Source organism: Ectothiorhodospira shaposhnikovii, assembly GCF_016584105.1.
GTDB lineage: Bacteria > Pseudomonadota > Gammaproteobacteria > Ectothiorhodospirales > Ectothiorhodospiraceae > Ectothiorhodospira > Ectothiorhodospira shaposhnikovii.
In genome coordinates this window covers 1-656 of the sequence record NZ_NRSM01000096.1, presented here as the reverse complement: position 1 = coordinate 656, position 656 = coordinate 1, and the positions used below count along the sequence as shown (strand labels likewise).

1 protein-coding gene is annotated in these 656 nt (G+C 60.2%); it reads right to left on the bottom strand.

Annotated elements, in window-relative coordinates:
- The coding region (locus CKO35_RS17555; protein ID WP_200177397.1) for a tyrosine-type recombinase/integrase at positions 1 to 656 on the bottom strand (656 nt) is incomplete at both ends.

Below are 656 nucleotides of genomic sequence, written 5' to 3'. Positions count from 1 at the left end.
ATCCCCACCGACTTGCTCACCCCGGCGCGGCGGCGACAGCGGCCAAACAGGCGCTGTGCTGAACTCACGCCAATGTGATGCTGCGGTTGGAACGTATGTGGAAACAGCCACACACGCGGGCGGCTGCAGCGCCAGTAGCGGCGCAGTTTATCCAGCAACAGGGGACTGATGATGACCGCGCGGTCCTTCGCCCCCTTGCCCTGCTCCACCCGTAACAGGCGCCGCTCACCATCAATGTCATCCACACGCAGCGCCACAACCTCGCTGACCCGCAATCCACAGCCATAGCACACCTCCAGCAACATCCGGTGCTTGGGGTTGTCACACGCCTCGATGATGCGCGCCACCTCGGCCCGGGTGAGTAAAGGCGGTATCCGCTGTGGCCGCTTGGGTACGATCAGGGCCACTTCATCAAAGTCACTTCGCTGAAGCACCTGTTGAAATAGAAATCGGATACTGTGTAAATGCAGACGGCAGGTGGAGGCAGAAAGCTTGCGTTCCACCGCCAAAACCTTGAAATACTGCTGCAGGTCCTGCATCGAAAGCCGTGCCGGAGAACGGCCAAAATAGGCAGCCAGGGATCTGGCCGCGTAGATATAGCTCTGCTGGGTCCGCGGTGAAAAACCACGCTGGCACATCGCATCCAGCATCTGGCG